Origin of the sequence: Micromonospora sp. NPDC006431, from assembly GCF_042870725.1 — a bacterium.
In the GTDB taxonomy this organism is placed as follows: Bacteria; Actinomycetota; Actinomycetes; order Mycobacteriales; family Micromonosporaceae; genus Micromonospora.
Genome location: NZ_JBIAHQ010000010.1, coordinates 105,590 through 132,441, shown reverse-complemented (window position 1 = coordinate 132,441; position 26,852 = coordinate 105,590). Strand labels below are relative to the sequence as shown.

The 26,852-nt window shown below is 74.3% G+C and carries 22 protein-coding genes; 18 read left to right on the top strand and 4 right to left on the bottom strand.

Annotated features, from left to right (window positions below):
- Window position 1 precedes the first annotated feature (1 nt).
- From ACFYM6_RS18925 to ACFYM6_RS18890, 8 genes are all read left to right on the top strand, one after another.
- On the top strand, window positions 2-1,615 hold the full coding sequence (locus tag ACFYM6_RS18925; protein WP_387277091.1) for an asparagine synthetase B family protein: 1,614 nt from the start codon (window positions 2-4) through the stop codon (window positions 1,613-1,615).
- 98 nt (window positions 1,616-1,713) lie between these two features.
- Window positions 1,714-2,184 carry a DUF1203 domain-containing protein gene (locus ACFYM6_RS18920; protein ID WP_387277089.1) on the top strand — a complete coding sequence of 157 codons (471 nt, stop codon included), beginning with the start codon at window positions 1,714-1,716 and terminating at the stop codon, window positions 2,182-2,184.
- Window positions 2,185-2,223: 39 nt separating this feature from the next.
- On the top strand, window positions 2,224-3,156 hold the full coding sequence (locus tag ACFYM6_RS18915; RefSeq protein WP_387277088.1) for a PfkB family carbohydrate kinase: 933 nt from the start codon (window positions 2,224-2,226) through the stop codon (window positions 3,154-3,156).
- 41 nt (window positions 3,157-3,197) lie between these two features.
- Window positions 3,198-4,193, top strand: coding sequence for a carcinine hydrolase/isopenicillin-N N-acyltransferase family protein (locus ACFYM6_RS18910; protein WP_387277086.1), 996 nt, complete (start codon window positions 3,198-3,200; stop codon window positions 4,191-4,193).
- Window positions 4,194-4,311: 118 nt separating this feature from the next.
- Entirely contained in the window at window positions 4,312-5,553 is a 1,242-nt protein-coding gene (locus ACFYM6_RS18905; protein ID WP_387277085.1) for a sensor histidine kinase, read from the top strand.
- Window positions 5,550-6,215 (top strand): response regulator, encoded by a 666-nt coding sequence (locus tag ACFYM6_RS18900; RefSeq protein ID WP_387277083.1) that lies wholly within the window; start codon window positions 5,550-5,552, stop codon window positions 6,213-6,215. The genes ACFYM6_RS18905 and ACFYM6_RS18900 overlap by 4 nt, the downstream gene beginning before the upstream one ends.
- A 149-nt stretch (window positions 6,216-6,364) precedes the next feature.
- A complete protein-coding gene (locus ACFYM6_RS18895; protein ID WP_387277081.1) occupies window positions 6,365-7,141 on the top strand; it encodes an ABC transporter ATP-binding protein in 777 nt (258 codons plus the stop codon).
- 5 nt (window positions 7,142-7,146) lie between these two features.
- Window positions 7,147-9,630 (top strand): ABC transporter permease, encoded by a 2,484-nt coding sequence (locus tag ACFYM6_RS18890; RefSeq protein ID WP_387277346.1) that lies wholly within the window; start codon window positions 7,147-7,149, stop codon window positions 9,628-9,630.
- 94 nt (window positions 9,631-9,724) lie between these two features.
- Here the strand turns inward: ACFYM6_RS18890 and ACFYM6_RS18885 are convergent, their stop codons facing one another.
- The gene (locus tag ACFYM6_RS18885; protein WP_387277079.1) at window positions 9,725-11,107 is read right to left on the bottom strand and encodes a protein kinase; all 1,383 of its coding nucleotides are present in this window, start codon (window positions 11,105-11,107) and stop codon (window positions 9,725-9,727) included.
- Between the two features lie 546 nt (window positions 11,108-11,653).
- On the opposite strand from ACFYM6_RS18885, the gene ACFYM6_RS18880 reads away from it, so the two are divergent.
- From ACFYM6_RS18880 to ACFYM6_RS18840, 9 genes are all read left to right on the top strand, one after another.
- Entirely contained in the window at window positions 11,654-12,295 is a 642-nt protein-coding gene (locus tag ACFYM6_RS18880) for an RNA polymerase sigma factor (RefSeq protein ID WP_387277077.1), read from the top strand.
- Window positions 12,296-12,311: 16 nt separating this feature from the next.
- Entirely contained in the window at window positions 12,312-13,262 is a 951-nt protein-coding gene (locus tag ACFYM6_RS18875; protein ID WP_387277075.1) for a hypothetical protein, read from the top strand.
- A gap of 171 nt (window positions 13,263-13,433) precedes the next feature.
- Window positions 13,434-14,669 carry an ergothioneine biosynthesis glutamate--cysteine ligase EgtA gene (gene egtA / locus ACFYM6_RS18870; RefSeq protein ID WP_387277073.1) on the top strand — a complete coding sequence of 412 codons (1,236 nt, stop codon included), beginning with the start codon at window positions 13,434-13,436 and terminating at the stop codon, window positions 14,667-14,669.
- Window positions 14,666-16,003 (top strand): ergothioneine biosynthesis protein EgtB, encoded by a 1,338-nt coding sequence (egtB, locus tag ACFYM6_RS18865; RefSeq protein ID WP_387277071.1) that lies wholly within the window; start codon window positions 14,666-14,668, stop codon window positions 16,001-16,003. Before egtA ends, egtB begins: the two co-directional genes overlap by 4 nt.
- Before the next feature lie 39 nt (window positions 16,004-16,042).
- The gene (gene egtC / locus ACFYM6_RS18860; protein WP_387277069.1) at window positions 16,043-16,789 is read left to right on the top strand and encodes an ergothioneine biosynthesis protein EgtC; all 747 of its coding nucleotides are present in this window, start codon (window positions 16,043-16,045) and stop codon (window positions 16,787-16,789) included.
- A gap of 53 nt (window positions 16,790-16,842) precedes the next feature.
- Window positions 16,843-17,808 (top strand): L-histidine N(alpha)-methyltransferase, encoded by a 966-nt coding sequence (egtD, locus tag ACFYM6_RS18855; RefSeq protein ID WP_387277068.1) that lies wholly within the window; start codon window positions 16,843-16,845, stop codon window positions 17,806-17,808.
- 220 nt (window positions 17,809-18,028) lie between these two features.
- Window positions 18,029-20,008, top strand: a complete 1,980-nt coding sequence (locus tag ACFYM6_RS18850; RefSeq protein WP_387277066.1) for a zinc ribbon domain-containing protein — start codon at window positions 18,029-18,031, stop codon at window positions 20,006-20,008.
- A 222-nt stretch (window positions 20,009-20,230) separates the two neighbouring features.
- Window positions 20,231-20,818 carry a TMEM165/GDT1 family protein gene (locus ACFYM6_RS18845; protein ID WP_387277064.1) on the top strand — a complete coding sequence of 196 codons (588 nt, stop codon included), beginning with the start codon at window positions 20,231-20,233 and terminating at the stop codon, window positions 20,816-20,818.
- A gap of 176 nt (window positions 20,819-20,994) precedes the next feature.
- Window positions 20,995-21,210: a hypothetical protein gene (locus ACFYM6_RS18840; RefSeq protein WP_387277063.1), complete on the top strand. Its 216-nt coding sequence runs from the start codon at window positions 20,995-20,997 to the stop codon at window positions 21,208-21,210.
- Window positions 21,211-21,225: 15 nt separating this feature from the next.
- On the opposite strand, the gene nhaA is transcribed toward ACFYM6_RS18840, so the two are convergent.
- Entirely contained in the window at window positions 21,226-22,536 is a 1,311-nt protein-coding gene (gene nhaA, locus ACFYM6_RS18835; RefSeq protein WP_387277061.1) for a Na+/H+ antiporter NhaA, read from the bottom strand.
- Between the two features lie 157 nt (window positions 22,537-22,693).
- Window positions 22,694-24,547, bottom strand: a complete 1,854-nt coding sequence (locus ACFYM6_RS18830) for a polysaccharide biosynthesis protein (RefSeq protein ID WP_387277060.1) — start codon at window positions 24,545-24,547, stop codon at window positions 22,694-22,696.
- Window positions 24,548-24,734: 187 nt separating this feature from the next.
- On the opposite strand from ACFYM6_RS18830, the gene ACFYM6_RS18825 reads away from it, so the two are divergent.
- A complete protein-coding gene (locus ACFYM6_RS18825; protein WP_387277058.1) occupies window positions 24,735-26,192 on the top strand; it encodes a polysaccharide biosynthesis tyrosine autokinase in 1,458 nt (485 codons plus the stop codon).
- Here ACFYM6_RS18825 and ACFYM6_RS18820 read toward each other — a convergent pair.
- A complete protein-coding gene (locus ACFYM6_RS18820) occupies window positions 26,173-26,748 on the bottom strand; it encodes a low molecular weight phosphatase family protein (protein ID WP_387277056.1) in 576 nt (191 codons plus the stop codon). The genes ACFYM6_RS18825 and ACFYM6_RS18820 overlap by 20 nt on opposite strands.
- Window positions 26,749-26,852: the final 104 nt, after the last annotated feature.

Genomic DNA, 26,852 nt, shown 5'->3' with positions numbered 1-26,852 from the left:
TATGTGCGGGATCGCGTTGAGCATCGGCCCGGAGGCCGATCCGGCGACCTTCCGGCGGATGCTCGCCGCCCTCGCCCCACGCGGCGAGGTCACCGAGACCCGGCAGGAGGCCGGCCTGCTGGCCGGCGTACGACGGCTGCGGATCGTGGACCGCGGGCGGGCGGTGCAGCCCTGGGTCACGCCCGACAAACGCCACCTGCTCTGCTACAACGGCGAGGTCTTCAACCACCACGAGCTGCGCGCCGAGTTGACCCGGCTCGGGTACACCTTCGACAGCGTCAGCGACACCGAGGTGGTGCTCGCCGCGTTCCGGCAGTGGGGCGAAGAGGCGGTGCACCGGCTGCGCGGCGAGTACGCCTTCGTGGTGGTGGAGCGGGCCAGCGGCCGGGCCTACCTGGCCCGTGACCCCCTCGGCGTGAAATCCCTGTACTGGTCCCGCAGCCCGGGCTGCCTGCACCTCGCGTCCGAGGTGAAGGCGCTGGTCGGGCACGGCGCCCCGATCAGCGAGGTCCCGCCCGGGCACCACGGCTGGGCCGAGCCCGACGGGGCGGTCCGGCTGCGCCCGTACGTGGACCTGCACAGCCTCGGCGCCGGGCGGCCGGTGATCGACGACCCGGACGAGGCCGCCCTGCTCGTCCGGGTCGCGCTCACCGACAGCATTCGGGTGCGGCTCGACACCGACCTCACCGTCGGGGTGGTCCTCTCCGGCGGTCTGGACAGCTCGCTCGCGCTGCTGCACACCCGGCAGCTGCACCCGGACTGCCTCGCGATCACCATCGGCGTGCCGGGCAGCCCGGACGTGGCGTACGCGCGGCGACTCGCCGCCGACCTCGGCGTGCCGCACGAGGTGATCGAGTTGCGCCCGCGCGACATCCGGCTGGCCGACATCCGGGAGGCGATCCGGATCTCCGAGCTGTCCGAGTACGGCGACATCATCAACGCGGTCGTCTCGGTGCCGATCTTCCGTCGGCTGCACGAGCTGGGGATCAAGGTGGTGCTCACCGGCGACGGGTCGGACGAACTCTTCGGCGGCTACCCGATGTATCACCAGGTCGGCCCGGAACGGTCCCGCCGGCTCTTCCTCCACAAGATCCGCAACCTCTGCCGGACCGAGCTGCAGCGGGTGGACCGGGCCAGCATGGGCCACGGCGTGGAGGCCCGGGTGCCCTTCCTCGACCTGAACCTGGTGGAGCTCGCGATGCGGCTCCCGCTCGAGCTCAAGCTGCGCGACGGGCAGGAGAAGTGGATCCTCCGGCAGGCCTTCGCCGACCTGCTGCCCGACTACGTCCGACAGCGGCCAAAGCACCCGATGTCGTACTCGTCCGGGCTGCACGAGCGGGCCCGGCTCTACAAGCCGTTCTTCGCCCGCCTGCACCGCTCCTACGGCTACCACCTGCTCGACCCGGTCCGTCGCGACTTCGACAGCGTGCTCAGCCGGTGCGGCAACGACCTGGACCGGGCGATCGCCGACGGGCTGGCCAGGCCCGACTACACCGCGTTCGAGCACGTCCGGGACCTGGTGGGTGCGGCGCGGTGGAACACCGCGCCGGTGGTCCGCCGGATGGTCAACCCGCGCCACGCCCGGGGTGGGGACGAGGCGCCGCTACCCCGGTGAGCCGCCGGCCGCCCGGGCGGGACCGGGCGGCTCGCGGCGCGAAACGCGAGGTCCGATCGCCGCCAGCACCGACCGCCGGACCGCGCCAGGCTGGGCGCATGACGACGTCCACCGGGTACCTGATCCAGCCGATGCCGGGCGAGGTGCTGGCCGAGGTGCGGCGCACCGACCGGGACGCGTCCGGCCAGCCGCCGCAGCGCCGCACCGCCGAGGGGGGCGAACCGCTGCGTTGCTGCCTGCGCGACGCCGGCGCGGGCGAGCCGCTGCTGCTGTTCGGGTACGCCCCACCGCTGCCGGCCGGCCCGTACCGTGAGGTCGGGCCGGTCTTCGCGCACGACGGCGACTGCCCCGGACCCGACCACGGGCCGGGTTACCCGCCCGGCTGGCGGGGCCGGCCCCAGGTGCTGCGGGCCTACGACCGCCGGGGCCGGATCGTGGGCGGCCGGCTCCACGACGGCGACGAGCCCGAGGCCGTCATCACCGAACTGCTCGCCGACCCGGCGGTGGACCGGCTGCACAGCCGCAATGTGGTGTACGGCTGCTTCATGTTCGCCGTCACGCGCCGGTAGCGGGGGGCGTGACCGGCGGCGGCCGGGGTATCACCGGGCATGGCCGGACTGGACGCGCTGGTGGTGGGGCAGGTGTGCCGGGACCTCGTCCTCGTGGTGGACGAGGTGCCCGGCCCGTCCCGTACGGCCCCGGTGCGCCGCCGCCGGGAACTGCTCGGCGGCAAGGGGGCCAACCAGGCCGTCGGGCTGGCCCAGCTCGGCGTCCGGCCCGGGCTGCTGGGCGTGGTCGGCGAGGACGAGGTCGGCGACCGGCTGCTGGGCCAGGCCCGCAGCGACGGCATCGACGTGGCCCCCGTGCTGCGCCGGGCGGGCACCACCAGCGCGCTGATCGTCGACGTGGTGGACGCCGACGCCCACTGGCGCTACCTGGAGGACATCCCCGAGGCGACCCTGCTGACCGAGGCCGACGTGACCGGCGCGGCCGAGGTGCTCTCGGCGGCCCGCGCCGTGCTCGTGCAACTCCAGCAGCCGCTGCCGGCGGCGCTCGCGGCGGCCCGGTGCGCCCGCGAGGCCGACCGGCTGGTGGTGCTGGACGGCGCGCCGGCGGACCCGGCGGGCGCGACGGAGTTGCTCGCCCTGGCCGACGTGCTGCGGGCCGACGCGCGGGAGGTCGAGCTGATCGTGGGCGACCCGCCGAAGGACGCCGGGACGGGGCTGCGGGCGGGCCGGGAGCTGCTCGCCCGGGGGCCGTCGCTGGTTGCGGTCGAGGTGGCGGGGGAGGGGAACGCCTTCGTCTGGCCGGACGGGGAACGCTTCGTACCGATCAGCGACACGCCCACGGTGGACACCACCGGCGCCGGGGACGCCTTCGTCGCGGCGCTCACCGTCAGCCTGCTCCGCGGCGAGCCGTACGAACAGGTGGCCCGGCACGCGGTCGCCGCGGCCGGCGCGACGGTGGGCCACCCCGGCGGTCGCCCCGCCCTCACCCCCGCGGCGATCGACGAGCAGTTGGCCCGGATCCCCGCCCCCTGACCCGATGGACAACTGTCGCTGCCTTCTCTAGCGTCGCTGGCATGCGGAGGACGTTGCTCGCCACCGGTCTCGCCCTGCTGCTCGCCGGCACCGGCTGCGCCGGCAGCCAACGGACCCCGGCGGCGTCCCCGGCCGGCACCCCGACCGCCTCCCGGCAGGACGCCGGCCAGGTCGAGCGGACCCTGGCCAGCCTGCGCCGGGTGGACGACCTGCCGCTGTACGAGATGACCTACGTCGGGGACTACGACCCGACGGTCGGCATCTCCGGCACCCCCGAGGCGAGCCCGTTCGGCTGCTCGCTGTTCGCCGCGCTCGGCGACCGGACCCGACCGCTGTTCGCCCGCAACTTCGACTGGGACCCGAACCCGGCCCTGGTGCTGCGGACCGACCCGCCGGACGGGTACGCCTCGATCTCCGTGGTGGACATCTCGTACCTCGGCGTCGGCGCCGACCCGGCGGGGGACCGGCGGCTGCTCAACGCGCCGCTGCTGCCCTTCGACGGGATGAACGAGCGCGGCCTGGCCGTGGGGCTGGCCGCCGACGACGGCGCGACCGCGCGCCCGGTGCCGGGCCGGCCGACCGTGGGCTCCGTACGCATCCTGCGGCTGGTGCTCGACGGGGCCGCCACGGTGGACGAGGCGATCGCCATGTTCGGCCGCTACAACCTGGACTTCGATGGCGGCCCGCCGCTGCACTACCTGCTCGCCGACGCCAGCGGGGCGTCCGCCGTGGTCGAGTTCGTCGACGGTGAGATGCGGGCCGAGAAGGGTCGGGGCGCGTGGCAGGCGCTGACCAACGTGCCGGCCGTCGGGGTGGCCGACCGGGACCTGCGGCGCGATCATCGGTACGGCGTGCTGGCCGAGGCGCTCGACCGGGCCGGCGGGACCGTGGACGCCCCGAGCGCGCTGCGGCTGCTCGGCTCGGTCCGGCAGGCACACACCCGCTGGTCCGTGGTGTACGGCCTGAAGTCGGGCGAGGTGCGGCTGGTCACCGCCGCGGGCGGCGGCGAGCGCAGCTACCGGTTGCCGATGAGCTGACCGCCGGGCCCGACCGGCGTGGGGCCGGGCGCGCGGTGAACCCGGGGCGGGCGCCACGTGGCGAGCGTCGCCGCGCAGTAGCGGTGAGCATCGATGGTCGACCTACCCCGTACGCTGGGTGACCGTGGACCGCATCATCTTCGGGCGCCCGCTACGCAGCGTCGCCTTCGACGCCGCCGTCTCCGGGCTGGTGGCGCTCTTCGCCGTCGCCGGGGGCGTCGCCCAGCCGGGTGGCTGGAAGGCCACCTGCGTCGGGATCGTGATGGCGCTGGTCCTGCTGTTCCGGCGTACCCACCCGACGGCGGTGGCCGCGGTGGTGGCCGCGCTCGCGCTCACCCAGGTGATCGTCGGCTGGGGGCCGCTGGGCTACGACGTCGGCGTGCTGATCGCCCTCTACAGCGTGGTCAAGTACGCCGACCGGCTCCGTGACGGGGTGCTCGCCGGGGTGGTGGCCGCGGCCGGCGTGGTGCTGGCCGCGCTCCAGGTGCGCGGGCCGGCCGCCTGGTGGGCCAGCGCGATCTACTTCGGGCTGGTCACCGGTGCGGTGTGGCTGATGGGGCTGAACGTGCGGACCCGCCGGCTCTACGTGCTGAGCCTGGAGGAGCGGGCCACCACCCTGGAACGGGAGCGGGAGGCGGAGTCCCGGGCGGCGGTGGCCGAGGAGCGCACCCGGATCGCCCGGGAGCTGCACGACGTGGTGGCGCACAGCATGGCGGTGATGATCGTGCAGGCGGACGGGGTGCGGTTCACCATCGACCGGGATCCGGCGACGGCCCGGGAGGCGGCCAAGGTGGTGGCGGACACCGGCCGGCAGGCGCTGGAGGAGATGCGCCGGCTGGTGGGCGTACTGCGGGAGCCGAGCCGGCCGGAGCCGGCGGCCGTGCCGGACGCGGCGGCCGCGCCCGGCGGCGAGTTGTCCGCCGAGCCGGCGCACCGCCGGCCGGCGCTGGTCGAACTGCCCCACCTGCTGGACCGCTTCCGCGCCGCCGGCCTGCGGGTGAGCTGCGCCGCCACCGGCGCGGCGGTGCCCCTGCCGCCAGGCTTGGAGCTGACCGTCTACCGGGTGGTGCAGGAGTCGCTGACCAACGCGCTCAAGCATGCCGGGGTGGGTGCGTCCGTCGAGCTGAGCCTGGACTGGTCCGCCGACGCCGTGGTGGTCCGGGCGGTCGACGACGGGCGCGGCCGTCCGGTGGTCCGGCCGGCGCCGTCCGGCGGGCACGGCCTGGTCGGCATGCGCGAGCGGGTCGGGGTGTACGACGGCAGCCTCACCGCCGGTCCGGCGCTGGCCGGGGGATGGCGGGTCGAGGCGCGGCTGCCGCTACCGTCGGCACCCGGTGCGGAGGAAGGGAAGGCGGCATGACCGTCCGGGTGGTGATCGTCGACGACCAGGCGCTGGTGCGCGCGGGGTTTCGGATGGTGCTGGACTCCCAGCCCGACCTGGCGGTGGTCGGCGAGGCGATCGACGGCGCGGACGCGCTGCGGGTGCTGGACCGGGTCGAGGCCGACGTGGTCGTCATGGACCTGCGGATGCCGACCATGGACGGGGTGGAGGCGACCCGGCGGATCTGCGCCCGGCCGCCCGCCGGGCGGCCGCGGGTGCTGGTGCTCACCACCTTCGACACCGAGGCCGACGCGTTCGCCGCGCTCCAGGCGGGGGCCAGCGGGTTCCTGCTCAAGAACGTCCCGCCGGAGGAACTGCTCGCCGCGATCCGGGTGGTCGCCGAGGGTGACTCGGTGGTCGCCCCGTCGATCACCCGGCGGCTGCTCGACCGGTTCGCCGGCCAGCTCGGCCCGGCCCCCACCGAGGACCCGCGGCTCGCCCAGCTCACCGAACGGGAGCGGGAGATCCTGCTGCTGGTGGCGCAGGGGCTGTCCAACGCCGAGATCGCCGGCCGGGTGCACGTCGCGGAGGCGACGGTGAAGACCCACGTCGGCCGGATCCTGGCCAAGCTCCAGCTCCGCGACCGGGTGCAGGCGGTGGTGCTGGCGTACGAGAGTGGACTGGTCACGCCGGGCGGCTGACCCGGCGTACGACCTGGGTCGTACGGGTCCACCCGGTCCGGGGCGACCGCCGGCGTACCAGGATCGAGCGCGCAGGTGGAGATCGACAGGGCGGTGCCGCGCATAGCGTCGGAGGCGTCAGATGAACGTCTCCACACGGGGAGCAACACGTGTCCGTCGCACCCACGACCACCGGCGTCGCCGTCACCGCGCGAGGCCTGCGCAAGGAGTACGGCTCCGCGCAGTCCCGCGTCGTCGCCCTCGACGGCGTCGACCTCGACCTCGCCGCCGGCCGCTTCACCGCCGTGATGGGCCCCTCCGGCTCCGGCAAGTCCACCCTCATGCACTGCCTCGCCGGCCTCGACCGGCCCTCCGCCGGCACGGTACGGATCGGCGACGCCGACCTGGCCCGGCTCGACGATCGCCGGCTGACCCTGCTGCGCCGGGAGCGGATCGGCTTCGTCTTTCAGAAGTTCAACCTGCTGCCGACCCTCACCGCCGAGGAGAACATCGTGCTGCCGCTGGCCATCGCCGGCCGCCGGCCCGATTCGGCCTGGCTGCGGCAGGTGGTGGCCGCGGTCGGCCTGACCGACCGTCTCGGGCACCGGCCGGCCGAGCTCTCCGGCGGCCAGCAGCAGCGGGTGGCGGTGGCCCGCGCGTTGATCACCCGCCCCTGGGTGCTGTTCGCCGACGAGCCCACCGGCAACCTCGACTCCCGCTCCGGTGCGGAGGTGCTGCGCCTGCTCCGCGAGGCGGTCGACACCCTCGGCCAGACCGTGGTCATGGTGACCCACGATCCGGTGGCCGCCGGCTACGCCGACCGGGTGGTCTTCCTCGCCGACGGCCGGGTGGTGGACGAGCTGGTCCGGCCCACCGTCGGGCAGGTGCGCGAGGCGCTCACCCGCCTCGACCCGGCCGGCGCCCTCGCGCCGTCGGTGGGGCGGTGACCGGGATGCTGCGCCTGACCCTGCGCCAGGTCCGCGCCGACTGGCTGCGCCTGCTGCTCTCCTCGCTGGCGATCGTCCTCGGGGTTGCCTTCGTGGCCGGCACCCTGATCTTCACCGACGGCATCCGCGCCGGGGCGTACGCCCGCGCCGGCACCTTCGACCGGCACACCGATCTCGGCGTGTACGGCCAGGACGACAAGCCGCTGCCACCCGACCTGGTGGACCGGGTGCGAGCCGTCGACGGGGTGGCCGCCGCCGGTGGCGAACTGCTCGGCTCGGGCGGGGTCGTCGGCGCCGACGGCCGCCCGGTGCTCGGCTACGCCGTCCTCGCCGCCGTCCCCACCGACCCGGCCGTGCAGTCGTACGACGTGGTCGCCGGCCGCCTGCCGCAGCGCCCGGGCGAGCTGGTCCTCGACGCGCCGACCGTCGCCGAGCAGGGCTTCCGGCTCGGCTCGCCGGTCCGCGTGGGCGGCGCCACCGGGGCGGCCCGGCCGTACACCCTGGTCGGCACCGTCGACGTGGACGGCACCTCCCGGGACGTCGGCGGGCCGTACATCGGGCTGGCCGGCGTCGACGCTCTCGCCGTCAGCGGCCAGCGCGGGTACGACCGGATCCTCGTCGCCGCCCGGCCCGGGGTGGACCGCGCCACGCTCGTCGAGCGGGTCCGTGCGGCGGTCGGCCCCGGGGTGGTGGTCAAGGACCGGCAGCGGATCCTCGACGAGGCCGTGGAGGACGGCGTACGGAACCTGCGGCAGTTCAGCGCCTTTCTGCTCACCTTCGCCGCGGTGGCCGTGGTGGTGTCCGGCTTCGTCATCGCCAACACCTTCGCCATCGTGCTGGCCCAGCGCACCCGGCGTACCGCGCTGCTCCGGCTGGTCGGGGCCACCCGTGGCCAGGTGTTCCGGGCCACACTGCTGGAGGCGGCGGTGACCGGGCTGGTCGCGTCGGCTGCCGGGGTGCTGGCCGGGGTCGGTCTGGCCGTCGGGCTGGACGCCCTGATGTCCGCCCAGGGCGCGCTGGCAGGCGGCCCGCTCACGATGAGCCCCGCGACCGTGCTGCTCTGCCTCCTCCTCGGCACCCTGATCACCGTCGGTGCCGCCGCGGTGCCGAGCTGGCAGGGCACCCGGATCGCCCCGGTGGCGGCGCTGACCGACGCGGCCGTGCAGCCGGCCCGGCGGGCGGGCCGGATCCGGCTCGCGGCCGGTGCGCTGGTGCTCGCCGGCGGCGTGGCCGCCCTGCTCGGCGCCGGCGCTTCCGGCCAGGTGGCGCTGGTCGCGCTCGGCGGGGTGCTGGCCTTCTTCGGCATCGTGCTGTTCGGGCCGGTGCTGGTGCCGGCGCTGGTCCGCCTGCTCGGCCGGCCGGTACGCCCGCTGCTCGGCGCGACCGCCGGGCTGGCCGTCGCCAACGCCGTACGCAACCCACGCCGGATCGCCGCCACCGCGACCGCGCTGGTGATCGGGATCGGGCTGGTCACCGCCTTCGTGGTCGGCGCGGCCAGCGCCAAGCGGGGCATCGAGGACGGGGTCGACGCCGAGGTCGGGGTGGACTTCGTGGTGACCGGCATCGGTGGCGACCTGCCCGCCCCGCTGGCCGGCGCGCTGGCCGCCCGCCCCGAGCTGGGTGTGGTGCACGAGCAGCGCAGCCGGGTGGCCGACGGGGTGCAGCTGCGGGCGGCGCACCCGGCGCTGGTGCGCCGGACGCTGGCCGGCGTCGACACCGGCGATGTGGGCGGGCTCGGGCCCGGCGCGGTGCTGGTGCACCGGGAGTTGGCCACGGCACGCGGCTGGACGGTTGGGGAGAGCGTCACGCTCGCCGGCCGGCAGTTCCGGATCGCCGCGGTGGTGCACGCCGACGACGCCCCGCTGGCCGGCAGCCCGGTCCCGGCCGGGTACGTGGTCGAGGTGGTGGACTCGGACTTCACCCGGCTCTTCCCGGGGCAGCGCGGCTACCTCGCCGAGGTGGACCCGGCGCCGGGGGTCGCCCCGGCGACCGCGAAGGCGGCGCTCACCCAGGTGCTGGCCGACTACCCGACGGTCAACCTGATGGACCAGGCGGCGTACAAGAAGATGCTCACCGGCACGGTGGACATGGTGCTGGGCTTCGTCACCGCGTTGCTCGGCCTGGCGGTGGTCATCGCCCTGGTCGGAGTGGCCAACACGCTCACCCTGTCCGTGGTGGAACGCACCCGGGAGAACGCGGTGCTGCGGGCGGTGGGGCTGACCCGGCGCGGCATGCGGGCCGCGCTGGCCGTCGAGGCGGTGCTCATCGCGCTGGTCGGCGCGGTGCTCGGCGTCGCCCTCGGCACCGCGGTCGCCGCCGGCGCGATGGCCGTGGTGGCCCGGGTGGGCGGCAGCTTCATCCTGGTGCTGCCGCCGGCGCGGATCGCCCTGATCCTCGGCGTGGCGGTGCTGGCCGCGCTGGCCGCCTCCGTCCTCCCGGCCCGGCGCGCGCTGTCCCGGCCGGTGGTGGAGGCGCTGGGCGCGGAGTGACCGGGAACGGACCCGGAACGCCGAGCCGGTCCCGCAGCGGATGCGGGGCCGGCCCGGCCGGGTTGCCCCGGTGCGCTCGCCTGCTTTCGGCGGATCAGCCGCCCGCGCGGGGCTGTTGATCCGCTTTGACGTTGGTCTGCGTGCTGGCGCTGTCGCCCGGTGACGGCTGGCCGTCCGACGACGAGCCTGCCGGGCTGGGCTCCGTCGACGGTGATGTCGAGGCGCTCGGCGGCGCTTCGGACGCCGACGGCTCCACGGACGCGGTCAAGGACGGGGTGGGGGTCGGGCTCGCCGTGGCCGAGGGGCTGGTGTCCGGCCGGGCCGGCCGGCGCGGCCGCGTGCTCTCGTCGGGGCTGGTCTCGGTCGCCGCCGGCGACTCCGCGTCGTCGCTGGGCGCGACGGCCGGCGGGGTGCTCTCGATGGTGATGCCCGGCTCGCCCGTGTTCCGTGCCGCGCCGAGCGCCGCGCCCAGGGCGGCCAGCGCGACCAGCACCGCGGCCAGCGCGCCGACCAGGGTCCCGCGCCGGGCCCGGCGGCCGGCGGGCGCCACCGTGGCCAGGGGCGCCGCGACGGTCAGGTCGTTGCGGCCGGGGGCCGGCCCGACCGCCCCACGCAGCGTCACCGGCACCGTCGCGGTCGGTGCCCCGGCCATGGCCGCCCGGGCCGCCGCGGCCATCGCCGCGCCGTCCGGGAAGCGATCGGCCGGGTCCTTGGCGAGAGCCCGGGCGACCAGGTCGCGGACCGGCTGCGGGATGTCCGCCGGCAGCTCCGGCGGCTCGTCGTCCAGGTGCCGGACCGCCACCTGCAGCGGGTTGTCGCCGGTGAACGGCGGGCTGCCGGTGAGGCAGCAGTGGGCGACGGCGCCGAGCGCGTAGATGTCGGTGGCGCCGGAGACCGGCCGGCCGGCCGCCTGCTCAGGTGCCATGTAGAGCGCGGTGCCGGGCACGGCGTTGGTGCTGGTGATGCTGGTGACGTTGGTCGACCGGGCCACGCCGAAGTCGACCAGCACGACCGTGCCGTCCTGCTGCACCAGCAGGTTGCTCGGCTTCACGTCCCGGTGGACGATGCCCCGGGCGTGCGCCCCGTGCAGGGCCTGGGCCACCTGCGACACGATGGACATCGTCTCGGCGACCTCGAGCTGGCCGGCCTCCTGGATCCGCCGGGAGAGCGGCTCGCCGTCGACGAACTCCATGACCAGGTAGTCGGCCCGGCCGCCGTCGGGCAGCTCGTCCTCGCCGCAGTCGAAGACCTGAACGACGCCAGGGTGACGCAGGGACGCCATGATCCGCGCCTCGGCGCGGAAGCGGGCGATGAAATCGGGGTCGGAAACCAGCGCGGGAAGCAGGACCTTCACCGCGACCCGACGGCCCAGCACCAGGTCGGTGGCACGCCAGACGTCACCCATGCCGCCGGTGGCGACACGGTCATCCAGGCGGTACCGACCGCTGAGCACGACCTCCGAAGACAACACCTCCATACCGTACCCAGTGGTGCCGGGAAGTATTTCCCGCGATCTCTCCCGTCGGGGCGCGTGGGCGGTCCGACCGCCCTGCGCCGAACGGCCAGCGGCCCCGGGTGTCGATTGGCGGACCGTGACGGCTCGGGTACGATCGGCCAGGAATCGCCGATCCGCGCGTGGTTTGTCCGCGTCGACCGGCCTGACTCGCGCACCGGACGGCCCGCAGCGTTCTGGCGGTGCTCTTCGTTACATCGACCCGCCGTGGTCGCCCGTAGAGAATTCTCACTCTTTCGCGGTCGAGTGGCGGCTTGTCCACCGGTGCCCCCGCTCCTAGCGTTAGCCCGGCTCTGGGCCGCCCCATGACGCGGGTACGGTATGTCCGCCGACGGACCGTACTTCGCGGCACGTGTGTCCATGCGCGCGCCCGCACGTTTCCGCGCGGAGCGCCGATCAGGTCAGCGGGGGGCTGATGGTGCGGGTGGGGGTCCGGTCACCGGGACCGGAACGGGCATCGGGCACGCCGCACCGGCACGCGTCGGTCCCGAGAACGGAAATGGCGAATCCATGACCGGCGAGCTGAGCGAGGCGGTTGCCGCAGCGCAGGCGGGCGACGAGGAGGCCTTCCGCTTCCTCTACCGCAGCCTGCAGCCCGGCCTGCTGCGCTACCTCACCGCCCTGGTCGGCGCGGACGCCGAGGACGTCGCCTCCGAGGCCTGGCTGCAGATCTCCCGCGACCTGCCCGGCTTCGCCGGTGGGGAGTTCCGCGCCTGGACGGTCACCATCGCCCGCAACCGCGCCATGGACCACCTCCGCCGGCAGCGTCGGCGGCCGTCCCTGCCGGTGCCGGTGCAGGCGCTCAGCGAGTTGGCCGGGGACGCCGACACTGCCGAGCGCGCCGGGGAGACCATCGGCACCGAGAGTGCGCTCGCGCTGATCGCCACCCTGCCGCAGCGGGAGGCGGAGGCGGTGCTGCTGCGCGCCGTGATCGGGCTCGACGCGGAGACCGCCGGGCGGGTGCTGGGCCGGCGGGCGGGCGCCGTTCGTACCGCCGCGCACCGGGGGCTCCGGCGCCTCGCCGCGCTCCTGGAACGCTCCGACGTGCACCAGCCGTCCAACCGGACCGAGCAGGCCACCCCACCCCGCCCTCGTACCGGCCGGGGACGAGCGGCGCCGAACGCGCCCAAGGCCGAGCCGGCAGACGGATGACGTGAGGGGAATCTGGATGAGGTTTCACCGATCCGTCGGACCCGCCGACCGGGCGGAGTCCGACCGTCTTCTCGACGCGTCCCGTGCCGGCCGCCAGCCGACCGCCGATCCGCTCGCCCACCTGCTCGTCGCGGCGGCAGCGCCCGCCGAGCCGGGCGAGCTGTCCGGCGAGGAACAGGCGCTCGCCGCGTTCCGGGCGGCCCGCGCGGCACCCGTGCCGGCGCCGGCGCTCGCGCCCCGTCGGCCGGGACGCCTCCGCGTCGGCGCGGCGGCCTGGCTGGCCGGGCTCGCCACCACCGCCACCGCCGGGGTCGCGTTCGCCGCGGTGAGCCTCGACCGGCCCGACCAACCGGCGCCGCCCTCGGCCCCGAGCACGTCGGGCAGCACCGGCGGGGGGAGCGCGGCGGCGCCGACCGGGTCCCAGGGCGGAAGCCCGACCGGCACCGGAATTCCCGGCCAAGCCCCGACCACCGGCGCCGCCCCGACCCCGTCCGACGGCCCCGGCCAGCCGGCCGGCGCCGGCAAGCTGGCCGGCCACTGCAAGGCCTACCTGGCCAAGTCGCCACCGCAGCGGGCCAAGGCGCTGGAGTCGCCGGGCTTCGCCGACCTGGTCGCCGCGGCGGGCGGCGCGGACCAGGTGGAGGACTTCTGCCTCCGGCTCGTCCCGGAACGGGCCCCGAAGCCGTCCCCAGCTGCCTCCGCCCCGTCGTCCGGCGTCCCCGCCACGTCGTCCGGTGCGCCCGCCAAGCCGTCCGGTGCGCCTGCCAAGTTCGGGGCCGACGGCGCGTCGTCCGGGGCCCACGGCGCGTCGTCCGGGGCCGCCGGCGCGACCACGTCCGCCGGGGGCCCGGACAAGTCGAACAGCGCCAAATCGAACAGCGGCAAGTCGAACAGCGGCAAATCGGGTAGCGGCAAGTCCGGTGTGGGCAACCCGGCCGGGGTGCAGGGGCCAGGCATCGGCGGCTGACCCCACCGGCCTCGGCCGCAACCCGATTCCGGACAAAAATTCATCTCCCTCGGCCCGCGGGATCTGTCTGCTAGACAGAAGATGGGTGGGACCGCGGACGCCCGACCCGCGACGGTGGGGCGCCCGTCGACACCGTGGTCGCCCACCCCGCACGGGGAGAGGAGCCTTCTCTTGGTGATGTCACCGGAGCTGGACCGGACGACCGTCCTGCCGGACGAGGCCGCCGCCGCCCGGCACATCGCCAGGATCTGCTTCAAGACCGGTCCGCCCACGCTCACCGGCGTCGAGCTGGAATGGACAGTGCACGACGCCGCGGACCCGGCCCGCCCGGTCGACCGCGCACGGTTGCACCGGGCGCTGGGGCGGCACAGCCCCGTCACCATCGATCCCACCAGCCCGGCCGAGAGGCTCCGGCACGGCGGCGCCGTGACCGTGGAGCCGGGCGGGCAGGTGGAAATCTCCTCCGCGCCGCGACCGTCGATCGCCGCGCTCATCCTGGCCACCGAGGCCGACGTCGCCGAGCTGACCGCCGCGCTGGACGCCGCCGGCCTCGCCCTCGGCCGTGCCGGCCTGGATCCCTGGCGGATCCCGCGCTCCGTCGTGGAAACCCCCCGCTACCAGGCCATGCGCTGCGTCTTCGACCGGCACGGCCCGGCCGGTCGGGTCATGATGTACAGCACAGCCAGCCTGCAGGTCTGCCTTGACGCGGGCGAGCCGGAGCAGCTGGCGCAAAGGTGGGCCGCGGCCCACGCCGTCGGTCCACCGCTGCTGGCCGCGTTCGCCACCGCGGACCGGTACGCCGGCCGGCGTACCGGCTGGGCCTCGGCCCGGATGGCCGCCTGGCTGGCCATCGACCCGGCCCGGACCCGGCCGGTCTGGTCGCCCGTTTCGCCCGACCGTGACCCGCTCACCGCGTGGGCCGAGTACGTGCTCGCCGCGCCGCTGCTGTGCATCCGCGGTGACGGTCCGGACTGGACCCCGCCGCCGGGGGTCACCTTCGCCGACTGGCTGGCCGGGGCGCTGCCCCGCCCGCCGACCACCGATGACCTGGACTATCACGTCAGCACCCTCTTCCCGCCGGTACGCCCGCGCGGCTACCTGGAGGTGCGCTACCTGGACGCCCAGCCGCGGCGGGAGTGGACGGTGCCGCTGGCCGTGCTGGCCGCGCTGTTCGCCGAGCCGGCCACCACCCGGGACGCGCTGGCCGTCGCCACCCCGGTCGCCGACCGCTGGCAGGCCGCGGCCCGGCACGGGCTCGACGACGGCCCGCTGGCTGCCGCCGCGACGGCGCTGTTCGACCTGGCCCTGGCGGCCCTGCCCGAGCTGGACCTGCCGGCCGGGATCCACGAGGAGACGAGCCGAGGAATCGTGCGGCGCCGCGCCGCCGCGGAGAGGGGACACCGGTGACCACGACCGAGCGGCCGGGTACGGACAGCGAGCAGCTGCGCAGCCGGATCGCGGCGGAGCTGGACCGCACCCGAGGCCGCACCGCGCTGCTGACCGACGCGGTGGACGACGACGACCTGATCCGGCAGCACTCCACCCTGATGTCCCCGCTGGTCTGGGACCTGGCCCACGTCGGCAACCAGGAGGAGCTCTGGCTGGTGCGCGACGTCGGCGGTCGCGATCCGGTACGCCGCGACATCGACGACCTGTACGACGCGTTCAAACAGCCCCGCAAGGACCGCCCCGCGCTGCCCCTGCTGCCCCCGGCCGAGGCCCGCGCCTATGTGCACACCGTCCGGGACAAGGTGTACGACCTGCTCGACGGGATCCGGTTCACCGATCGGAAGCTGGTGGCGGACGGCTTCGCGTTCGGGATGATCGTGCAGCACGAGCAGCAGCACGACGAGACCATGCTGGCCACCCACCAGCTGCGCGCCGGGGCGCCGGTGCTGGACGCGCCACCACCGCCCGAGCCGCGAAGCCGGGTCGGCGGCGAGGTGCTGGTGCCGGCCGGGCCGTTCACCATGGGCACCTCGACCGACCCGTGGGCGCTGGACAACGAGCGCCCCGCGCACACCGTGGACCTGCCCGCGTACGTCATCGACGCCGCGCCGGTCACCAACGGCCAGTACCGCGACTTCATCGCCGACGGCGGGTACGACGAGCCGCGCTGGTGGAGTGTGGCGGGCTGGCGACACCGCGTCGAAGCGGAGCTGAGCGCGCCGATGCACTGGCGGCGGGACGGCGACTGCTGGGCGTACCGCCGGTTCGGCCGCTGGTCGCCGGTGCGCGACGACGAGCCGGTGGTGCACGTCTGCTGGTACGAGGCGGAGGCGTACGCGGCCTGGGCCGGCAGGCGCCTACCCACCGAGGCGGAGTGGGAGAAGGCGGCCCGCTGGGACCCCGCGGCCGGGCGCTCCCGTCGCTACCCGTGGGGTGATGGCGACCCGACGGTCGGGCACGCGAACCTGGGCCAGCGGCACCTGTGGCCGGCGCCGGTGGGCGCGTACCCGGCGGGCGCCTCGCCGCTCGGCGTGCACCAGCTCATCGGGGACGTCTGGGAATGGACCTCGTCCACCTTCCGGGGGCATCCCGGCTTCGTCGCGTTCCCGTACCGCGAGTACTCCGAGGTCTTCTTCGGCGACGACTACCGGGTGCTGCGTGGCGGCTCGTTCGGCACCGACCGGGCGGCCTGCCGGGGCACCTTCCGCAACTGGGACTACCCGATCCGGCGGCAGATCTTCAGCGGTTTCCGCTGCGCCCGGGACGCCCGACCGGAGGAGGCGGCGGCGTGAGCGACCGGAGCAGGGCGGCGTGAGCGGCGGTTCCGCCTGATGTGCCGCCACCTGGCGTACCTCGGTCCGCCGGTCAGCCTGCGTAGCCTGCTGTACGACCCGCCGTACGGGCTGCTGCGGCAGTCCTGGGCGCCGCGCGACATGCGCGGCGGCGGCACGATCAACGCCGACGGCTTCGGCGTCGGGTGGTACCCGGGCACCGGCGACCCGGTCCGTTACCGGCGGGCGCAGCCGCTGTGGAGCGACACCACGCTGCCCGGGCTCGCGGCGGTCACGGTCGCCGGTGCGGTGCTGGCCGCGGTCCGGTCCGCGACGGTCGGCATGCCGGTGCAGGAGACGGCCGCCGCGCCGTTCGCCGAGGGGCGCTGGCTGTTCAGCCACAACGGCGTGGTCCGGGGCTGGCCGGACACGGTGGTGCCGCTCGCCGCCGAGCTGCCGGTCCGCGACCTGCTGACGCTGGACGCGCCGACCGACGCCGCGCTGCTGTGGGCGCTGGTCCGGCACCGGCTGCGGGCCGGGCACGATCCGGCGCGGGCGGTGGCCGACACCGTCGCGGCCGTCGCGGCGGTCGCGCCCGGGTCGCGGGTGAACCTGCTGCTCACCGACGGTACGACGGCGGTGGCCAGCGTGGCCGGGCACGCGTTGTCGGTGCGCCGTACCCCCGAGTCGGTGCTGTTGGCCTCGGAACCTCTCGACGACGACCCCGGCTGGCAGGCGGTGCCGGACGGGCGGCTGGTGGTGGCGACCGCGACCGGGGTGCGAACCCGGGACCTGGTGGCCGCCTGAACCAACGTTTCCACGGGTAGGGCAGGACGTTCGGGCAACGGAAGGGGCACCTCATGAGCGCGGAGCCACTGGAGATCTACCTGGCGGAGCAGGACCTCGACCGCAGCCTGCGGGAGGACGTACGGGTCGGGCTGACCGCGCAGCCGAAGTGGCTGCCACCGAAATGGTTCTACGACGCCCGGGGCAGTGAACTCTTCGGCGAGATCACCCGGCTGCCGGAGTACTACCCGACCCGGGCCGAACGGGCGGTGCTGACCGAGCACGCCGACGAGATCGCCGAGGTGACCGGGGCGAAGACGCTGATCGAGCTGGGGTCCGGCTCGTCGGAGAAGACCCGGCTGCTGCTCGACGCGTTCACCCGTCACGGAGGCCTGGGCACCTTCGCGCCGCTGGACGTGTCGGTCAGCGCGCTGCGGGAGTCCACCGAGCGGATCGCCACCGAGTACCCCGGGCTGCGGGTACGCGGCATCGTCGGCGACTTCACCCGGCAGCTCGACCGGCTGCCCACCGGCGGCCGGCGGCTGGTGGTGTTCCTCGGCGGCACCGTCGGCAACCTGCTGCCGGTGGAGCGGGCCGAGTTCCTCACCGCCATGCGCGCCGCGCTGGAGGCCGGCGACTGGCTGCTGATCGGCACCGACCTGGTCAAGGACCCGAAGGTGATCGTGCCCGCCTACGACGACGCGGCCGGGGTGACCGCCGACTTCAACCGCAACGTGCTCCGTGTGATCAACCGGGAGCTGGGGGCGGACTTCGACCCGGAGGCGTTCACCCACGTGGCGGTCTGGGATCCCGCGCACGAGTGGATCGAGATGCGGCTGCGCGCCGAACGCCCGATGCGGGTGCACGTGCTGGACCTGGACATCGGGTTCGCCGCGGGTGAGGAGCTGCGGACGGAGATCTCGGCGAAGTTCCACCCGGAGGGGATCGCGGCCGAGCTGACCGACACCGGCTTCGCCACGCAGGCGTTCTGGACCGACCCGGACGGACTGTTCGGCGTCACCCTCGCCCGGGCCGACTGAGCGTCCGGGGCCGCCGTGGGTGAGGCTGACCGGTTTGATTATTTATCGTCAGTGATCATAGATTGGTCTGTATGGAATGTCTTCGGCTCTCACAGGCCGCGGAGTGTGTCGGTGTTCACCCTGTGATGCTTGGTGTTTGGGTTGGCTCGGGGTGGATGCCGGTGGCGTGGGTTGGCGGTGAGGGCCGGTTTTTGTGGATCGGTGTTGAGGCGTTGAGTCGGTGAGCGGGAAGCTGCGGCTGGCCGAGGGTGAGATGGCCCGCACCGCGTGTGCCCGCGCATTGCTCCGCGTAGGGGTGGACGAGGAAACCGGCGAGGTGCTGTCTCGGGCGGTGCTGGCGCAACGGGTCGGTTGGTGTGCCGATCTGGTGGCGGGCATGGTGGCCACGCTGATCGGCGAGCACTGGAACACCGTGGATGTGCAGGTGTTGGCTTCCGGGGTGGATGCGGGTGGGCGGCGGTTGCCGTCGAACGCGTGGATGGCGCTGCGACGCCTGGGCTGGGCGGTGACCGCGCCGGTGGGTGTGAGGGTCAATGACCGGATCGTGCGGATGGCGCAGGAGCAAGCGGGGCGTGCTCTTCGTTCGGCGGCGTGGCGCGCCGATGTGACAGCCGGGGTCCTGGCGACGTGGCCGGCCGATCCGCGCAAGCGCACCCCCGCGGAGTGGGATCAGGTGCGGGCCGCGATCCCAGGCGGAGAGCATCTGCCGGCCAGCATCATCAAGGGCCGCACCCGGCAGGCCGCCACGTTCGCCAAGGTCAACGGCCGGCTGCCGGTGGACGTGTTCGAACTCGAAGGCACCCCGAGAATCGGGCGGATGCTGTTGCTGGCCGCGTGTGACCGGCAGCAGGCCACGATCGAGCGCTGCGACACCGACCCGGGCAGGGCGCTGCTGCGGCTGCAGTTGCCCACCCGTCCGGATCCGCGAGGGTATCGGGACTGGACGTGGGTGGCGTGCCGGATCACGTTGCCGTCCACGGTTCCTGCCTCGGCGGTGCTGCACCTGCCCACCCTCCGCGTCACCGACGGGATGGTGCGTGCCGACCTGGCATACACGCACCCGGTGCCGAAAGCCGCGCGGACCGGTCACACGGTGGCGGTCGGTGTGGATTGGGGCCTCAACACCCTCCTCAGCGCCGGTGCCCTACGACTGCACCACAGCGGACGGATCGCGGCGTTGGGGGCGGGTGGACAGTTCCGGGCCGCCGGCATCCTGGCCAAGCAGCATCGACTGCGCCGTCAGAGTGAGCGGCTGCACGCCAAGGCCGATACCTACCAGCGGCTCATCGGCGGCCGCCCCGACGAGCAGCTGAGCGCGAAACACGGGCTGCTGGTTGGCGAGATCCGGCACGTGTCCGCCCGCCGCCAAAACCTGAACGACGCGCTGGCGTGGGCTGCCGCCCGCTGGACGGTCGACCAGGCGATCGCCGCCCGGGCGACCGTCATCTACCTGGAAGACCTGCGATCGATGGAAGCCAAGGGCATGGGGCGCACCCTGAATACTCGCCTGTCCCAACAGGTCCGCGGAAAGATCAGCGACCGCATCCGGCACCTCGCCGCCGAGACCGGTATCGCCGTGGTCACCGTCCCCGCCCGCAACACGTCCAAGCACTGCCCGCAGTGCCTGGCCCCGCTACGGCACTGCAAAGCCCCCGACCGGCCCGCCACGTCGGGATGGAAGTGGGCCACCTGCCCCAACCAGTCCTGCCGCTGGCAAGGAGACCGCGACCATGGCGCCTGGCGGCGTATCGCCGCCCGCGGCCTCACCCACCAAGCCAAAACCGTCACCGACAAGACCACCGGCGCCATGGTGATCCGCACGGTCGTCGACACCCTCGAAGCCAGCGCCGTCATCACCCCCACCACCACGGTCAAGGCCAGCCGGAGGGACCGGTCGAAGACCGGCCCCACCCGGCACAAGCCAACACGCCCCGCGCCCAGGCGACGCAGGGCACCCTCCCCCACCCGACCTCACGGCCGGGCGGGCAAGCGTCCGGAGGGACACGCACCAACGGACCGGAGGCTGCCCCGCGCAGCCCACCGACACCAGGACGTGAACACGATCAGCACACCCACCACCACCGGCCACCGGCCACGAGGAGCCGCACTGGGCGCGGGATTCCACCTGCACGCCCATGCATCTCCACCACGGTGGGAAACGATCCCGGAAACCCCATCCGACTCAGGATCACTAAGCTAATCAGAGACGCTGTTCACCCGCGGCGACCCCGCCGGCCGGGGTGGGCTAGGCTGGGCGGCGCGAAGGGGAGTAGCCCCCAATGTCGTGGTCGACATACTGGTGCGTCCCGCATCCGGCCACGCGGCCCCGGTCCCCGGGGCGGGCGAGACCTTCGACTCAGGCTGTCGCAGCCGGGTCGAGGGCGCCCCCGTACCTCCTCCCGGCTTGATCGGGAAGGTTCACATGGACGGTTTCCTCGTCGCGCTGGTGATCAGCTTCGGCGTCATCTTCGTCGCCGAGTTGGGCGACAAGTCGCAGCTCATGGCCCTCACGTTCGCCACGCGGTTCAAGCCCGTGCCGGTGCTCATCGGCATCACCGTCGCCACCGCCATCGTGCACCTGGCCTCGGTGGCGATCGGGTACGGGCTGCACGCGGCGCTGCCCACCACCTGGATCTCGCTCATCGCCGGTGTGGCGTTCCTGGGTTTCGGCGCGTGGACCCTGCGCGGCGACAAGCTCACCGAGGAGGAGAAGCGCAAGGCCGAGAAGAGCAGCAAATCGGCGATCATCACCGTCGGCGTCGCCTTCTTCCTGGCCGAGCTGGGTGACAAGACCATGCTGGCCACCATCACCCTGGCCACCAAGTACGGCTGGTTCGGGACCTGGCTCGGTTCCACGATCGGCATGGTGGCCGCCGACGCCCTGGCGATCATGGTCGGCCGGCTGCTCGGCAAGCACCTGCCGGAGAAGGCCATCCGGTACGGTGCGGCGATCCTCTTCGCCATCTCCGGCCTGTGGCTGATCCTGGAGGCGGTCCACGAGCTGACCTGAGCCGTCCGCGGGGTGTCGCCGCCGCGCCCGCCCGGTCGCGGCGGCGGCGCCCGACCGGGGCGATCGTCGAGGCCGGCCCCGGGTACGAAGATCTGCGCCGTCCTGCGGCGGCGACGCCGGACGCCTAGCGTGGGCGGCAGGAGAGGCGAACCTTCGGACGACCGGGAGGTCAGCGCATGGCCAGGCACGACGAGCCCAACGAGTACGGCTTCGCCGGGGAGACCACCGCTCCCGAGCCGCCACCCGGCGCGCGCCCTGACGAGCAGGACCGGATCGAGCAGATCGTGGTGCCGGCCGACGACGCCATGGAGCCGTACGCCGAGGCGGTGGAGGAGGAGACCGATGGGTGGAAGGAGCCCGAGGAGGAACGCAAGGGCCAGCGCCGGCGCTGACCGTGCCCGGGGCGCCTACGCGGTCCGCTTCTGGTAGACGTCCGGGATGCCGTCGCCGTCGGCGTCCCGGCTCTCCCGCTCCGAGATCCGCCGGTACACCCGGTTGCGGCGCAGCAGCACGGTCGAGGCCAACGTGGCCGCGATCAGCGAGCCGAGCAGCACGGCCACCTTCACCCGGTCGTCCTCCGGGCTGCCGGCGCCGAAGGCCAGCTCACCGATGAGCAGCGAGACGGTGAAGCCGATGCCGGCCAGCAGCGCCAGCCCGAGCAGGTCCGCCCAGGTGATCTCCTCGTCGAGTTCGGCGCGGGTGAACCGGGCGAGCAGGAACGTCGAGCCGAACACGCCGACCGTCTTGCCGAGCACCAGACCGGCGGCGACCCCGAGCACGACCGGGTCGGTGAGCACCGCGCCCAGGTCGACGTCGACCAGCGACACGCCGGCCGCGAAGAACGCGAAGACCGGCACCGCCAGGCCCGCCGACACCGGCCGCCACCTGTGCTCCAGCCGCTCCGCCAGCCCCGGTCCGCCGGCCCGCGAGGGCAGCACCGGCACGGTGAAGCCGAGCAGCACCCCGGCCACCGTGGCGTGCACCCCGGAGGCGTGCACCAGGGCCCAGGCGAGCCCGGCGAGCGGGATGAGCACCCACCACCAGGTCCGCCGCCGCTGCACCAGCAGCGCGAAGACGGCGATCGGTGCCAGCGCCGCGAGCAGCGGCACGGGGTGGAAGTCGGCGGTGTAGAAGACGGCGATGATGATGATCGCGAAGAGGTCGTCGACCACCGCGAGGGTGAGCAGGAAGGCGCGCAGCCCCTGCGGCAGGTGTGAGCTGACCACTGCCAGCACGGCGAGGGCGAAGGCGATGTCGGTGGCGGTGGGGATGGCCCAGCCGCGCAGTCCCGCCCCGCCGGTGGAGAGGACCACCGCGACGTAGCAGAGGGCGGGCACCAGCATGCCCCCGATCGCGGCGACCACCGGCACGGTCGCCCGCCGCGGGTCCCGCAGGTCCCCGGCCACGAACTCGCGTTTGAGCTCCAGGCCCACCACGAAGAAGAAGATCGCCAGCAGGCCGTCCGCGGCCCACGCGGCGAGGGCGAGGTCCAGGTGCAGCGCCCCGCCGCCGGGCCACGGCACCCAGCGGCCCAGTTCCGCGTACGCGGACCGCCAGGGGGAGTTGGCCCAGGCCAGCGCGATCACCGCACCGAGCAGCAGCAGCCCGCCGCCCACCGTTTCGGTACGCAGCACGTCGGCCAGGAAGCGTGCTTCCGGCCAGGAACGGCGGGCGAGGAGGCGTTCGGGCAGGCGGGTGCGCGGGGTGCGGTTGGTCATGCGGTGTCCAACTCCGGCTCGTCGACGGCAAGGAACTCGCCGACCAGACTTCCCGGCACACCGGGTTCGACCCTATCCCGTCGGCGGCAGCAGGGCCGATCCGGGCCGGTGGGACGCTTCGCTCAGGCGCCGGGCGGAAGCGCCCACCACGCCCGGCTCAGCGCTGCCCGGGCAGCACCGGCAGCGACGCGTGGACGTGGTCGCAGAGCGCCGCCAGCCGCTTGACCAACTCGTCCGGGTCGGCGTACGGGTCCAGCCCGCGTACCTCCTCTGGGGCGAGCGACGGCACCGCCACGTGTGAGATGAGTGGGTGCAGCGGTCGGCTGTCCGCCTCGTCGGCGCCGAACAGGTGCTCGTGCAGCTTCTCGCCCGGCCGCAGCCCGGTGTAGACGATGTCGACCGGGTGGTCCGCCTCGGCGGCGAGCCGGCGGGCGACGTCGGCGATGCGTACCGGCTCGCCCATGTCGAGCACCAGCGCCTCACCGCCGCGGCCGATGGTGGCCGCCTGGAGCACCAGGTGCACCGCCTCCTGCACGGTCATGAAGTAGCGGGTCACCTCGGGGTGCGTGACGGTGATCGGCACCCCGGCCCGGATCTGCGCCTGGAACGCGGTCAGCACGGAGCCCCGGCTGCTGAGCACGTTGCCGAAGCGGACGCTCAGGTAGGCCCCGCCGAGCTGGTCGGCGAAGTGAGCGGTGAGCCGCTCGGTGATCCGCTTCGAGTAGCCGAGCACGCTGGTCGGGTTGGCCGCCTTGTCGGTGGAGATGTTGACGAACTCGGCGATGTCCCGGCACGCCTCCAGGACGTTGAGGGTGCCCCAGACGTTGGTCTTGATCGCCTCGCCGGGGTGCCGCTGGAGCATGGTGAGGTGCTTGAGGGCCGCCGCGTGGAAGACCACGTCCGGCTGCCGGTCGGCGATGATCCGGGCGATGCCCTCGGCGTCGCGGATGTCGGCCAGGATCAGCTCTGGGCCGTCCAGCAGCGCCCGCCCGTGCAGGGACATCTGCAGGGCGTGCAGGGCCGACTCGTCCCGGTCGAGCATCATCAGCTCGCCCGGCTCGCAGCGGGCGATCTGCCGGCACAGCTCGGAGCCGATGGAGCCGCCGGCGCCGGTGACCAGGATCCGCCGCCCGGCCAGGCCGCTGCGTTCCAAGGTCAGTTCGGCCACCCGCTGGGCCCGCCCGAGCAGGTCGGTGAGCTGCATGTCCCGGACGTCGGTGACCGCGACCGGGCGGTCGAGCAGCTCGCGGACCGGGGGCAGCACCTTGAACGCGGCGCCGGCCTGGAGCGTGCGGGCGCGCACGTCCCGCAGCAGCGCCGCGTCCGAGCCGCTCATCGAGAAGATCACGGTGCCGGCCCGGGTCGCCCGTACCGCCGGGGCGATCTGCTCCCGGCCGCCCAGCACCCGCAGCCCCTCCAGGCGCAGTCCCCGGTTGGCGGGGTCGTCGTCGAGCAGTCCCACCGGCCGGTACCGGCCCTGCGGATCGCCGAGGAGCACCCGGACCAGGCGCTCGCTGGCCGCGTCCACGCCGTAGACCAGGCACCGTTCCGCGGCGCGGACCGGCCGGCGGTGTCGTTCCTGCCGGGCCCGCCAGGCGGCGCGGCCGGCGGCCATCAGCACCAGGGCGACCGCGCCGCCGAGCAGCGGGGTGGTGGCCGGTGTCGGCCGTTCGGTCCACGGCGGCAGGAGCAGGCAGGCCAGGGTGGCCAGCGCGGCGATCGCGGCCCGGCCGGCCAGCCCGCGGGCCTCGCCGGCGCTGCCGATCGGGTGCCGCCCGTACATCCGGAAGCGAAGCAGGGTGAGCACCGCGTACAGCGCGGCGCAGCCGAGCGCCACGGTCAGCACCCGGACGCCGCGGACGGCGGTCAGCTCGAACTCGTAACGGGTCCACGCCGCGCCGAGAAATCCGCCGCACCACGCGGCGGTGTCCAGCGTTAACAGAGAGAGGGTGGCCGCGCGGCGGGTGACCCAGTCGCGGGGCCGGGCGGCGGCGGTTGCTTCGCGATCCATCGATGTCCTCTGCGTCCGAACCGGGAATGGAAGGATTTAGACCGTATGAGCGCTTCTAATCGTTTACATTCGTCCGGTCGCTTACTGTGATGTATATGCGCTTTCGATCCTGGCATGGCAACTGGGCGTTTTAGGGGGCTTTCGTGCAGTTTCATCGGCTGATCGGCGTGTCGCGAGGGGGAGCGTGATGGACGTTCTCAGCTATCTGCGGCTGGTCCGACGCCACTGGTGGATCGTTCTGGTCACCGTGATGGTCGCCGTGGGGGCGGCGGCTCTGATCACGGTCCGCACGCCACCCAGCTATCAGGGCTCGGTGACTTTCTTCGTCACCACGCCCAGCCAGGGGGTCACCGACGCCTACCAGGGCGGCCTGTTCCTCCAGCAGCGGGTGAAGTCCTACGCCGACCTGTTGACCAGCGACCGGCTGGCGCAGAGCGTGGTGACGGAGAGCCCGCTCGGGCTCACCGCCGACCAGGTGCAGCGCCGGATCAGCACCTCCACCGAGGCCGGCACGGTGCTGCTGAAGGCCACCTTCACCGACACCGACCAGACTCGGACGCTGCAGACCACCGAGGCGCTCTCCGCCAAGTTCGTGGAGCTGGTGCGGAAGGTGGAGACGCCCCCGGACGGCAAGTCGCCACCGGTCAAGATCGAGATCGTGAGCGGTCCCCGGGTGACCTCCAGCCCGGTGGCGCCGCAGCCGGTGCGCAACCTGGTCATCGGTGGACTGCTGGGCCTGCTGCTCGGCGCGGGGCTGGCCGTGCTGCGGGGCGTCGCCGACGTCCGGATGCGGGACGCGGCCGCGCTCCAGCGGGTGACCGGCAGCCCGCTGCTGGGCGAGATCCCGTTCGAGTCCGGGGCCAAGGCGGCTCCGCTGATCGTGGGCGAGGCGGCCAACTCGCCCCGCGCTGAGGCGGTCCGCAAGCTCCGCACCAACCTGCGCTTCGTGGACGTGCACGAGCCGGCCCGGGTCATCGCGGTCACCAGCGCCCTGCAGGGCGAGGGGAAGACCACCATGGCCTGCAACACGGCGATCGCGCTGGCCGAGGCGGGCTGGCGGGTGCTGCTCATCGACGCCGACCTGCGCCGTCCCAAGGTCGCCGACTACCTCGGGGTCGACGGTGGGGTGGGCCTCACCGACGTGCTGGTGGGTGACGTCCAGGTGGGCGACGTGGTGCAGCGGTGGGGCGACAAGTCGTTGCTCGTGCTCCCCAGCGGCGCCACCCCGCCCAACCCGAGTGAGCTGCTCGGCTCCAAGGCGATGGCTGACCTGCTGGTCGCCCTGCGGGAGTCGGCGGACATCGTGGTCATCGACACCGCGCCGCTGCTCGCCGTCACCGACGGCGTGGTGGTGGCCGTGCAGGCGGACGGCGCGCTGCTGGTCACCCAGCAGGGGCGGACCTCGCGCAGCCAGGTGGCCGCGGCGTCCCGGGCACTGCACTCGGTGTCGGTGCGCCTGCTCGGCTGTGTGCTGAACATGGCCAAGGTGGCCCGGGCGGACGCCTACCAGTACGAGGCGTACAAGGTGGTCGTTCCGCCGGCCGCGTCGTCCGTGCCCACCGACCGGGCGGGTGTCGCCCGGCGCGGCGAGCACGGGGCGCCGCTGGGCGACCACACCCAGGAACTCACCCGGCTGTCCCGATGAGTGCCAACACGGGTCGGATCGACCGCTCGATCTCCTCGGCGCAGCGCCGGAAGTCGGCGGGTGAGCCACCGATCGGGTCGCCCAGGTCGTCCGCGTCGAGGGTGGCGGGTTGCAGCCGCCCCCGGGCGCGGGCGGCCGCCGCCACCGCTGCGCGGAGCGGGGATCCGCTGACCGCGGCGGGGGCCTCGGCCGCGGCGGCCAGCCGGGCGAACTGGCGAAGGGTGAAGGTCCGGTGCAGCGCGGCCGGGGCCAGCGCGGTGCAGACGGAACGCTGTCGCCGGGTGGCGGTCAGCACCAGCGTGGCCCGGGTCAGATGCTCCGGGCGCAGCCGCCGGGTGCGGAACGTCGCCGGGTCCACGCCGGTCCCGGCCGCGACCGCGCCGGCGTACGGGTGCATGGTCCCGCCGTCGACGGCGTCGGTGCCCGCACTGGTCACGGTGACCGGGAGATCGCGGAGCAGCCGCCGGGCGAGGAACTCGGCCATGGGGGACCGGCACAGGTTGGCGTGGCAGACGAAGAGCACCCCGTCGACCATCTGCACCCCTCTCGTCGGCACGGTGGCGCGGCTGATCGCCGCGACGGCGGAATTCCGGCGATCGCGGCCGGACGCAGAGGGGATGCGTGCATGGTACGGGGTGCGTCGGGTCGGGCGCCGGGATA

Bases quoted from the DNA above. Each gene is read 5' to 3' on its own strand.
- ACFYM6_RS18925 (WP_387277091.1), top strand. From the start codon at position 2: ATGTGCGGGATCGCGTTGAGCATCGGCCCGGAGGCCGATCCGGCGACC.
- ACFYM6_RS18920 (WP_387277089.1), top strand. From the start codon at position 1,714: ATGACGACGTCCACCGGGTACCTGATCCAGCCGATGCCGGGCGAGGTG.
- ACFYM6_RS18915 (WP_387277088.1), top strand. From the start codon at position 2,224: ATGGCCGGACTGGACGCGCTGGTGGTGGGGCAGGTGTGCCGGGACCTC.
- ACFYM6_RS18910 (WP_387277086.1), top strand. From the start codon at position 3,198: ATGCGGAGGACGTTGCTCGCCACCGGTCTCGCCCTGCTGCTCGCCGGC.
- ACFYM6_RS18900 (WP_387277083.1), top strand. From the start codon at position 5,550: ATGACCGTCCGGGTGGTGATCGTCGACGACCAGGCGCTGGTGCGCGCG.
- ACFYM6_RS18890 (WP_387277346.1), top strand. From the start codon at position 7,147: ATGCTGCGCCTGACCCTGCGCCAGGTCCGCGCCGACTGGCTGCGCCTG.
- ACFYM6_RS18885 (WP_387277079.1), bottom strand. From the start codon at position 11,107: ATGGAGGTGTTGTCTTCGGAGGTCGTGCTCAGCGGTCGGTACCGCCTG.
- ACFYM6_RS18880 (WP_387277077.1), top strand. From the start codon at position 11,654: ATGACCGGCGAGCTGAGCGAGGCGGTTGCCGCAGCGCAGGCGGGCGAC.
- ACFYM6_RS18875 (WP_387277075.1), top strand. From the start codon at position 12,312: ATGAGGTTTCACCGATCCGTCGGACCCGCCGACCGGGCGGAGTCCGAC.
- egtC (WP_387277069.1), top strand. From the start codon at position 16,043: ATGTGCCGCCACCTGGCGTACCTCGGTCCGCCGGTCAGCCTGCGTAGC.
- egtD (WP_387277068.1), top strand. From the start codon at position 16,843: ATGAGCGCGGAGCCACTGGAGATCTACCTGGCGGAGCAGGACCTCGAC.
- ACFYM6_RS18845 (WP_387277064.1), top strand. From the start codon at position 20,231: ATGGACGGTTTCCTCGTCGCGCTGGTGATCAGCTTCGGCGTCATCTTC.
- ACFYM6_RS18840 (WP_387277063.1), top strand. From the start codon at position 20,995: ATGGCCAGGCACGACGAGCCCAACGAGTACGGCTTCGCCGGGGAGACC.
- nhaA (WP_387277061.1), bottom strand. From the start codon at position 22,536: ATGACCAACCGCACCCCGCGCACCCGCCTGCCCGAACGCCTCCTCGCC.
- ACFYM6_RS18830 (WP_387277060.1), bottom strand. From the start codon at position 24,547: ATGGATCGCGAAGCAACCGCCGCCGCCCGGCCCCGCGACTGGGTCACC.
- ACFYM6_RS18825 (WP_387277058.1), top strand. From the start codon at position 24,735: ATGGACGTTCTCAGCTATCTGCGGCTGGTCCGACGCCACTGGTGGATC.